Annotated in this window: 12 protein-coding genes; 9 read left to right on the top strand and 3 right to left on the bottom strand. The window is 74.1% G+C overall.

What is annotated here, in order from left to right; all coding sequences use genetic code 11:
* Both A6V29_RS06615 and A6V29_RS06620 read left to right on the top strand, forming a co-directional pair.
* Positions 1-186: a DUF6104 family protein gene (locus A6V29_RS06615; RefSeq protein ID WP_137159570.1), complete on the top strand. Its 186-nt coding sequence runs from the start codon at positions 1-3 to the stop codon at positions 184-186.
* Positions 187-242: 56 nt separating this feature from the next.
* Positions 243-968: a metal-dependent hydrolase gene (locus A6V29_RS06620; RefSeq protein ID WP_137159571.1), complete on the top strand. Its 726-nt coding sequence runs from the start codon at positions 243-245 to the stop codon at positions 966-968.
* Positions 969-978: 10 nt separating this feature from the next.
* Here A6V29_RS06620 and A6V29_RS06625 read toward each other — a convergent pair whose 3' ends face one another.
* On the bottom strand, positions 979-2,169 hold the full coding sequence (locus A6V29_RS06625; protein ID WP_137159572.1) for an NAD(P)-dependent malic enzyme: 1,191 nt from the start codon (positions 2,167-2,169) through the stop codon (positions 979-981).
* 59 nt (positions 2,170-2,228) lie between these two features.
* Here A6V29_RS06625 and A6V29_RS06630 point away from each other — a divergent pair, with 59 nt between their 5' ends.
* Complete coding sequence (locus tag A6V29_RS06630; RefSeq protein ID WP_212719065.1) at positions 2,229-2,825, top strand: dTDP-4-dehydrorhamnose 3,5-epimerase family protein; 597 nt, start codon at positions 2,229-2,231, stop codon at positions 2,823-2,825.
* Positions 2,826-2,829: 4 nt separating this feature from the next.
* Here A6V29_RS06630 and A6V29_RS06635 read toward each other — a convergent pair whose 3' ends face one another.
* A complete protein-coding gene (locus A6V29_RS06635; protein WP_249933069.1) occupies positions 2,830-3,198 on the bottom strand; it encodes a S26 family signal peptidase in 369 nt (122 codons plus the stop codon).
* A gap of 51 nt (positions 3,199-3,249) precedes the next feature.
* Between A6V29_RS06635 and sodN the strand changes: the two genes are divergently transcribed.
* The 5 genes from sodN to A6V29_RS06660 all read left to right on the top strand — a co-directional run bounded on the left by sodN (position 3,250) and on the right by A6V29_RS06660 (position 7,053).
* Positions 3,250-3,654, top strand: coding sequence for a superoxide dismutase, Ni (gene sodN, locus A6V29_RS06640; protein WP_137159574.1), 405 nt, complete (start codon positions 3,250-3,252; stop codon positions 3,652-3,654).
* A gap of 113 nt (positions 3,655-3,767) precedes the next feature.
* Positions 3,768-5,051 carry a PP2C family protein-serine/threonine phosphatase gene (locus tag A6V29_RS06645; RefSeq protein WP_249933070.1) on the top strand — a complete coding sequence of 428 codons (1,284 nt, stop codon included), beginning with the start codon at positions 3,768-3,770 and terminating at the stop codon, positions 5,049-5,051.
* Positions 5,052-5,093: 42 nt separating this feature from the next.
* Positions 5,094-5,759, top strand: coding sequence for a phosphatidylserine decarboxylase (locus A6V29_RS06650; RefSeq protein ID WP_137159575.1), 666 nt, complete (start codon positions 5,094-5,096; stop codon positions 5,757-5,759).
* 14 nt (positions 5,760-5,773) lie between these two features.
* Complete coding sequence (gene pssA, locus A6V29_RS06655; protein ID WP_137159576.1) at positions 5,774-6,574, top strand: CDP-diacylglycerol--serine O-phosphatidyltransferase; 801 nt, start codon at positions 5,774-5,776, stop codon at positions 6,572-6,574.
* Positions 6,571-7,053, top strand: coding sequence for a GNAT family N-acetyltransferase (locus A6V29_RS06660; RefSeq protein ID WP_137159577.1), 483 nt, complete (start codon positions 6,571-6,573; stop codon positions 7,051-7,053). Before pssA ends, A6V29_RS06660 begins: the two co-directional genes overlap by 4 nt.
* Before the next feature lie 7 nt (positions 7,054-7,060).
* Here the strand turns inward: A6V29_RS06660 and A6V29_RS06665 are convergent, their stop codons facing one another.
* Positions 7,061-7,525 (bottom strand): hypothetical protein, encoded by a 465-nt coding sequence (locus tag A6V29_RS06665; protein WP_249933071.1) that lies wholly within the window; start codon positions 7,523-7,525, stop codon positions 7,061-7,063.
* A gap of 91 nt (positions 7,526-7,616) precedes the next feature.
* Between A6V29_RS06665 and A6V29_RS06670 the strand changes: the two genes are divergently transcribed.
* Positions 7,617-8,579 carry a diacylglycerol/lipid kinase family protein gene (locus tag A6V29_RS06670; protein ID WP_137159579.1) on the top strand — a complete coding sequence of 321 codons (963 nt, stop codon included), beginning with the start codon at positions 7,617-7,619 and terminating at the stop codon, positions 8,577-8,579.
* Positions 8,580-8,658: the final 79 nt, after the last annotated feature.

Here is an 8,658-nt window from a genome sequence, read left to right on the forward strand (position 1 = left end):
ATGTACTTCACCGACCGGGGTCTGGAGGAGCTGACCGAGCGGCGGGGCGAGGAGCAGGTGACCCTCGCCTGGCTGGCCGACGAGCTGCGCGCCTTCGTCGACCTCCACCCTGACTTCGAGGTGCCCGTCGAGCGGCTGGCCACCTGGCTGGCCCGCGGCGGCACCGACGAGATCGACGACGACTGAGGGTGGCCCCGGTGCGCCTTCCCCGGTGGACGGCGCACCGGGGCGACCCTGAGTAGGTGCTCGGTCACTCGCACGCGCTCTCCGGCCTGGCCGCCGGGGCCGCGACCCTCCCCTGGGCCCCGGTCCACGGCACCGTTGCGCAGATGTCCTGGGTGGCCGCGGCCGGCGGCTTCGCGATGCTGCCCGACCTCGACCACAAGGGGTCGACGGTCTCGGACATGTGGGGGCCGCTGACCGACGTGCCGTCCGCCGTCATCGGCAGGCTGACCGGCGGACACCGCTGGGGCACCCACGACGCCGTCCTGGCGCCGCTGGGCTTCGGCGCGCTCGCGATCCTGGCCACCAACGCCTACTGGTCCGGCCTGCTGCTCCTGGCGCTGGCGATCGGGCTGGCGCTGCACGCGCTGCACTTCGTCATCCCCGGCAACACCGAGACGACGATCGTCGGCAACATGGCGCTGTCCTGGGCCGGCGCGTGGTGGTTGCTGGGGCACAGCCCGCCACCCACCTGGTTGCCGTGGGCGGTGGCCCTCGGCGTGCTGACCCACATCGCCGGCGACGCGCTCACCACCGCCGGCGTCCCCGTGCCGGTGCTGTGGGTGTTCCGCCGCACCCGGCTCGCGTTCTCCCCGCTGCGCACGGGAGCGGTCTTCGAGCGGGTCGTGCTGGTGCCGGCCTTCCTCGTCGCGATCGCGGTGTTCCTGTGGGCGAACACCGACATCAGCGAGGCGTTCGACCCGCTCGTGCAGCGGCTGCTGGCCCTGGGCGGCGCCTCCGGCTGACCGGGGAGGCTCAGCCTCCGGTACGGCGCCACTCCGCGGCGACGGCCTCGGCGACGGCGGTGGCCACCCTGCGGTCGAGCGGGCTCGGCACCACGTAGTCGGGCCGCACGTCCTCGCCGACCACGCCGGCGATCGCGTCGGCGGCCGCCAGCTTCATCCCCTCGGTGATGCACGTGGCGCCCGCGTCGATCGCCCCGCGGAAGACCCCGGGGAACGCCAGGACGTTGTTGATCTGGTTGGGCAGGTCGCTGCGCCCGGTGGCGACGACGGCGGCGTGCCGGGCGGCCATGACCGGGTCCACCTCGGGGATCGGGTTGGCCAGCGAGAAGACCATGCAGTCGTCGGCCATCGCCGCGATCGCCGACTCGGGCACCGAGCCACCGGACAGCCCGAGGTAGACGTCGGCGCCGACCAGCGCGTCGGCCATCGTCCCGGCGTGCCCCGACGGGTTGGTGTTCTCGACCAGCCACCGCTTCGTCGGGTTGAGGTCCGCGCGCCCGGCGTGCAGGACGCCCCGGGAGTCGGCCACGGCGACCTCGCCGATGCCCGCCCCGAGCAGGATCTTGGTGCACGCCACCCCCGCGGCTCCGGCTCCGGAGACCACGACCCGCAGGTCGCCCAGCGTCCGCCCGGTCACCCGGGCGGCGTTGCGCAGCGCGGCCAGCACGACGATCGCCGTCCCGTGCTGGTCGTCGTGCATGACGGGGATCGACAGCCGCTCCCGCAGGCGGTCCTCGATCTCGAAGCAGCGCGGCGCGCTGATGTCCTCCAGGTTGATGCCGCCGAAGGAGGGCGCCATCGCCACGACGGTCTCCACGATCGCGTCGACGTCGGTGGTGCCGAGGACGACGGGGACGGCGCTGAGCTCGGCGAACTCCGCGAACAGGCAGGCCTTGCCCTCCATCACCGGGAGCGCCGCCGCCGGCCCGATGTCGCCCAACCCGAGCACGGCGGTGCCGTCGGAGACGACCGCGACCACCCGCGGGGCCCAGGTGAACCGGCGGGCGAGCTCCGGCTCGGCGGCGATGGCGCTGGAGACCCGGGCGACGCCCGGCGTGTAGGTCAGCGCCAGGTCGGCGATCGAGTCGATCGAGCGGGTCGGCACGACCGAGAGCTTCCCGCCCTCGTGGACGCCGAACGCTGGGTCGCCGGCGAAGCGGTCGGTCCTGTCGGGGTCCGCCGGACCCGTGTTGCCGCTCATGGGTGCAGAAGCGTAACGGGGGCGCTCCGGGCCGACTCGCTACGGTGCCTCCCGTGGAGATGCGCGAACTGGCCGTGCCCGACAGCTACGTCGTCGATCTCGTGTCCCACGGGGACTCGCGCGGGCGTTTCACGGAGTGGTACCGGGCAGATGTCATGTCCCGCCTGGTGGGACATCCGCTGGGCCTCGCCCAGGCCAACCACAGCGTCTCCGCCCGCGGGGCGTTGCGCGGCGTCCACTTCGCCCTCGTCCCGCCGGGGCAGGCCAAGTACGTCTACTGCCCGGCCGGCCGGGTGCTGGACGTCGTCGTCGACGTGCGGGTGGGCTCCCCGACCTTCGGCACCCACGACACCGTCGTCCTCGACAGCGATCAGCCGCGCGCCGTGTACCTGGCCGAGGGGCTGGGGCACGCCTTCGTGTCGCTGGCCGACGGCAGCTCGCTGACCTACCTCGTCTCCTCGGCCTACGACCCGGAACGCGAGTTCGGCGTCCACCCCCTGGACCCGGCGCTGGACCTGCCGTGGCCGGACGACGTCCGCTTCGAGCTCTCCGCGCGGGACCAGGCCGCGCCGTCGCTGGCCGAGGCGCAGGAGCGGGGCATCCTGCCCACCTACGCGGCGAGCACCGCCCGCTACGCGCAGCTCCGGGGCGCCTGACGGTTCACCGCTCCGGCGCGGGGGGCAGCCGGCCCGGCCGGGGCCACAGGCGCGCGACGACCCGGCCCACCACCACCGCCGGGCCGAACGCGCGGCTGTCGTCGGTGACGAACTCGTTGTCCCCCAGCACCCAGTGCCCGCCGTCGACGGCGCGGTGCACCCGCTTCACCACCAGCAGGTCCGGCCGGGCCGGGAAACGCGCCAGGACGACGTCCCCCGCGCCGACCGCGGCTGCGTCGCGGACCCGCCGCACGAGCAGCCGGTCGCCCGAGGAGACCGTCGGGGACATGGACGGGCCGCGCACCCGGGCGACCGCCCACGCCGTCTCCAGCCCGGATATCCGCTGGTCGCCCGCCCTGTCGTCGTCGCTCACCGCGGGTAGGGTCGCAGACGAACACACCCCACGACATCCGGAGGCACCCCCGTGCGACTCACCCGCATGTTCTCCGCCGTGGAGGCCACCGCGCACTGCGACCTCCCCTGCGGCGTCTACGACCCGGCCCAGGCCCGCATCGAGGCCGAATCGGTCAAGGCCATCCAGGAGAAGTACCAGGGCAGCGACGACGAGGTCTTCAAGATGCGCTGCGTGCTCATCAAGGAGCAGCGGGCCGACCTGGTCAAGCACCACCTGTGGGTGCTGTGGACCGACTACTTCAAGCCCCCGCACTTCGAGAAGTACCCGCACCTGCACGAGCTGTTCAACAAGGCCACCAAGCAGGCCGGTGCCGCGGGCGGCAAGGGCAGCATGGACCCCGCCGAGGGCCAGAAGCTGCTCGACTACATCGCCGAGATCGACAAGATCTTCTGGGAGACCAAGGCCGCGGCCTAGTCTGCACACCCGCATGCGTCCGACGGCCGGTGAGCACCGCTCACCGGCCGTCGGCGTTCCCGCCCCGGACGAGGCGTGATGATCATTACGTTGCTCCACCCGACGATGTGGGCATGATGCACGCCGGCGAGGGCGCCGAGGCGCCCCTGGAGACGGGTGCAGGAGGCTCGGTGATCGACGTCGGGGTGCTGCTGGAGAAGGTCGAGAGCGCACCGCCGATCGACGCCGTCCAGGCCGTCGCCACCGTGCTCGGCGAGATGCTCGACGCGCGGGCGGCGAGCCTGCTCATCACCGACTTCAGCGGCCGCGCGGTCGTCCGCCTCACCTCGACCGACCGGGTCGAGGGCGCGCGCAGCCACGGCGTCGAGCAGGCGCAGACCATCCCCCTGCCGGGCACCGTCTACGAGCGGGTCCTCAGGACCCAGATCGCCGACGTCGAACGGCTCGACGACGGCGCGCGGATGACCGTCCCCGTGACCGACCGCGGCGACGCCATCGGCCTGCTCGAGGTGGACCTGCCCCGGTACCCGTCGGACGAGGACCTGGCCGACGTCGGCAGCGCCGCCCACGCGCTGGCCTACGTCGTCATCGCCGCGCGCCGGCACACCGACGTCTTCGAGTGGGGGCAGCGCTCCACACCGTTCAGCCTGGCCGCGGAGATCCAGCGCCGGCTGCTGCCCGCCGCCTACACCTGCGAAGCCGGCCAGTTCACGCTGGCCGGCTGGCTGGAGCCCGCCGCCCAGGTCGGCGGGGACACGTTCGACTACAGCCTCGACCGGAACACCCTGCACCTGTCGATCACCGACGCCGTGGGCCACCAGGTGGCCGCGGCGCTCACCGCGACGCTGCTGGTCGGCGCGCTGCGCAACGGGCGCCGCCTGGGGCTGGACCTGCCGGAGCAGGCGCGCCATGCGAACGACGCGCTCGCGGAGAACTCCGGACCGGGCGACTTCGTCACCGGTCAGCTGGTGCGCATCGACCTCGTGAGCGACACGGCGACGGCCGTCAACGCCGGGCACACGCTGCCCCTGCGGGTGCGCGCCGGCCGCGTCGAGGAGGTACGGCTACGGGTGGAGCCGCCGTTCGGCGTCGTGCCGGGACGACGGTTCGACGTGCAGGAGTTCCCGCTGGAGCCGGGCGACCGGATCGTCTTCCTCACCGACGGCATGCTCGAGCGCAACGCCGCCTCGCTCGACGTGGCCGCTGCGCTGGCCGCCGCCACCGACCTGCACCCCCGGGAGGTCGTGCACGAGCTCGGCGCCGCCGTCCTGAACGCCACCGGCGGCGACCTGCGGGACGACGCGACGATGATGTGCCTGGACTGGTACGGCGGCCCCCCGCGCGACCGGACGACCGAGCAGGGCGCGGACCCGGGCATCACCACGCTGCACGGCTGAGGGCGCACCTCCTCCGAGGGCGGCCGGTACGGTTCAGCCACGATGCGCATCGATCCGGCCGGGTGGCCCTTCATCGCCGGACCCCTGGCTCCCGCGGCGGCGCTCGCCGTCGCCGGCCGGACCGCCGGGCGCCGGGGCGTCGCGCGGGCCGGGTGGCCGCTCCTCGCCCTGTCCGCCTACATGGCGCTGTTCTTCCGCGACCCCGACCGCCGCTGCGACCGCGTTCCTCCCGGTCCCGACGTCGTCCTCTCCCCCGCCGACGGCATGGTGATGGTGGCCGGGGAGCCGCAGGACGGAGTGGCGCCCGAGGGCGACTGGCAGCAGGTCAGCGTCTTCCTGTCCGTCGTCGACGTCCACGTGAACAGGTCGCCCTACCGCGGGGAGGTGGTGGAGAGCTCGTACCGGAAGGGCAGCTTCCTGGCCGCCTACCGCAAGGAATCGGCGCACCGGAACGAGCGCACCGAGCTGTGGCTGCGCGACGGCGGGCGCACCGTGGTCTTCCGCCAGATCGTGGGCGTGCTGGCCCGCCGGATCGTCACCCGCACCGGCGTCGGGCAGCGGCTGGCCACCGGCGAGCGCATGGGCCTGATGAAGTTCGGCTCCCGCATGGATGTCTTCGTCCCGCCCGAGTGCGAGCTCACCGTGGTCACCGGGCAGCGCGTGCGGGGCGGCGAGACCGTCATCGCCCGCTGGCCGGCCGCCCGCTGAGGAGCCCGCCACCGATGCCCCCCACCCGGCGCACGGCCACCGTGGAGTTCGTGCGCGGCTCCGTCCGCGGCACCCGGCGCCGGGCGCTCGCGACGCTGCCGAGCCTGTTCACCCTCGCCAACATGATGTGCGGCTTCGGCGCGATCCTCGTCTCGATCCGGGGGGAGCACGCGCTCGCCGCCGCACTGATCGGCCTGTCGGTGCTCTTCGACATCATCGACGGCGCCGTCGCCCGGCTCGTCGGCGCGGTGACGCCGTTCGGCCTGCAGTTCGACTCGCTCGCCGACCTGGTCTCCTTCGGGCTGGCGCCCGCCCTGCTCACCTTCACTCTCTTCTCGGAGGGGCGCGACGCGTGGGACCCGCTGGCCTGGCTGGTGTGCTTCCTGTGGGTGGCGTGCGCGGCCATCCGGCTGGCGCGGTTCAACGTGAGCATCGACCCGACGGCCGACAAGCGCTTCTTCATCGGCCTGCCGAGCCCGGGCGCGGCGGGCGTCGTCCTCGCGTCGGTGTTCGCGTTCGGCGACCACCTGGAGGGCCGCGACCGGCTCTGGGTGCTGCTGGTGCTGGCGGTCCCGGCGGTGCTGATGGTCAGCAACGTCCGCTACCGGTCGTTCAGGTCGCTGGTCAGCCCGCGCAGCGGCCGCCCGTACGGGCCGGTCGCGGTCGCCGCGGTGCTCGTGGTGGCGTTCGCGCTCGCCCCCGTCGTCACCGGGATCGTGCTGGCCTATGGCTACCTGCTCGCCCCGGTCCTCGTCCCCCTGCTCTCGCCGCTGGCGCGGCTGGTGCCCGATCGCGTCAAGGAGGCGCTCTCGTGACGGTGCGGCCGATCCGCCCCGACGACGTCCCCGCGGTGGTGGGGCTGGTGCGCGAGCTCGCCGACTACGAGCGCGCCCTGCACGAGGTACGGCTCACCGAGGCGCAGCTCACCGCCTGCCTGTTCGGCGACTCCCCCGCCCTGTTCGGGCACGTCGCGCAGTCCGACGACGGGACCGTCGTCGGCGTGGCGCTGTGGTTCCTCAACTTCTCCACCTGGCGGGGCACGCACGGCATCTACCTCGAGGACCTCTACGTCCGGCCCGAGCACCGCGGGCACGGGCTGGGGCGCGAGCTCCTGCGCACCCTGGCGGCGGTCTGCGTCGAGCGCGGTTACTCGCGCCTGGAGTGGTCGGTGCTCGACTGGAACACCCCGTCGATCGAGTTCTACCGCGCGGCCGGCGCCGTCCCGATGGACGACTGGACCGTCTTCCGGCTCACCGACGACGCGCTCACCGGCTTCGCCGCCCCGCGCCGCTGAGCGCCGGTCAGCGGTCGAGGTAGGCCAGCCGCGCCTCGGGCGTCATGAGCAGGTAGAGCACCGCGCCGGCCAGCACCAGCAGCGGCACCCCGATGTCGGGCCGGCCGGCCTGGAAGGCGGCGATGAACCCGGACACGCCGACGAGGATCTGCACCGCGATCACCGGTCCCCGGGCCCACCCCGCGAGTCGCCGCAGGCCGGCCGCACCGGCGCCGAGGAACGCTGCCGCGAGCACCGCCAGCACGACCTCGGCCAGTGCGCGGGACGTGCTGTCGGCCTCGCCGTCGACGGTGAGCCACAGCAGCAGCACGGCGAGGCCGGCGAGACCCCCGGCCTCCAGCGCGACCACGGCGGCCGCCCGGCGCACCGACGTCGGCGCCACGGGCCTGGGCGCCGGCACGCGCGGCGCGGGCGCGGGCGCGGCCGCGCCGAAGAGGCGGTCCGCCAGCCCACGGGGCTTCTGCTCCGTCACGCCGGCGAGGTTACGCGCGGCGGTTGCCCGCCGGCCCATGACGGGCCACACCTCCCACGCCCGGGCCGGAGCCGTGATTAGCCTGGAGTTCATGCGCGCGCTCGTGGTGGTCAACCCCGCGGCCACCGCCACCACCGCGAACATGCGCAACGTGCTGGTCGGAGCCCTGTCCAACGAACTCAAGGTGGACGTGGCGGAGACCACGCACCGGGGCCACGGTCGCGAACTCGGCGCGGTGGCCGCCGCGGACGGGCTGGACCTGGTCGTCACCCTCGGCGGGGACGGCACGGTGAACGAGGTCGTCAACGGCCTGCTGGAGAAGGGCCCCGGCCCGCACCTGCCGATGCTGGCCGTCGTGCCGGGTGGCTCCACGAACGTCTTCTCCCGCGCCCTGGGCCGCTCCCGGGACCCGGTGGAGGCCACCGCCGAGATCCTCGCCTCGCTGCGCGCCGGCCGTACCCGCACCGTCCCGCTGGGCGCCGTCCGGGCCACGGGAACCGGCGCAGGAGGACCGGAGTGGACCGAGCCGCGCTGGTTCGTGTTCACCGCGGGCATGGGGTTCGACGCCGACGTCATCGCCCGGGTGGAGGCCCAGCGGGCCCGCGGCCGGCGGTCCACCGGCGCGCTCTACGTCCGGGAGGCGACCCGCGCCTTCCTGCTCGGCCGCGAGCGGCGTCGTCCGGCGATGACGCTGGAGGTCCCCGGCGACGACCCCGTCGAGGGCCTGTTCCTCTGCCTGATCTCCAACGTCAGCCCGTGGACCTACCTGGGCGCGCGCCCGGTGAATCCGTCCCCCCAGGCCTCCTTCGAGACCGGGCTGGACGTGTTCGCGCTGGGCCGCACGCACACGTTGGGCATGCTGCGCACGCTGCGGCAGGCGCTGTCGCGTCGTCCCCGGCCCCAGGGGCGCGGCCTGCACAGCCGGCACGACCTCGAGGAGCTGTCGCTGACCGCCGACCGCCCGCAGGGCTGGCAGGTCGACGGTGACCACCTCGGCACCGCGACCGGCCTGCGGATCCGCTCGGTCCCGCACGCCCTGCGCGTCGTCTCCTGAGCAGCACCGGACGCCGATCGCAAGAGGGATGCCGCCTCGGTCGCCCGGCCGAGTGGCAGGCCTAGCTGTACTGACCACG

This window comes from Blastococcus sp. CCUG 61487 (genome assembly GCF_005222955.1).
Classification (GTDB): Bacteria; Actinomycetota; Actinomycetes; order Mycobacteriales; family Geodermatophilaceae; genus Blastococcus.

What these genes read in the sequence shown, in the direction of transcription:
- pssA (WP_137159576.1), top strand. Translation starts at nt 5,774, where the DNA reads ATGCCCCCCACCCGGCGCACGGCCACCGTGGAGTTCGTGCGCGGCTCC.
- A6V29_RS06645 (WP_249933070.1), top strand. Translation starts at nt 3,768, where the DNA reads ATGATGCACGCCGGCGAGGGCGCCGAGGCGCCCCTGGAGACGGGTGCA.
- A6V29_RS06615 (WP_137159570.1), top strand. Translation starts at nt 1, where the DNA reads ATGTACTTCACCGACCGGGGTCTGGAGGAGCTGACCGAGCGGCGGGGC.
- A6V29_RS06650 (WP_137159575.1), top strand. Translation starts at nt 5,094, where the DNA reads ATGCGCATCGATCCGGCCGGGTGGCCCTTCATCGCCGGACCCCTGGCT.
- A6V29_RS06670 (WP_137159579.1), top strand. Translation starts at nt 7,617, where the DNA reads ATGCGCGCGCTCGTGGTGGTCAACCCCGCGGCCACCGCCACCACCGCG.
- A6V29_RS06630 (WP_212719065.1), top strand. Translation starts at nt 2,229, where the DNA reads ATGCGCGAACTGGCCGTGCCCGACAGCTACGTCGTCGATCTCGTGTCC.
- A6V29_RS06625 (WP_137159572.1), bottom strand. Translation starts at nt 2,169, where the DNA reads ATGAGCGGCAACACGGGTCCGGCGGACCCCGACAGGACCGACCGCTTC.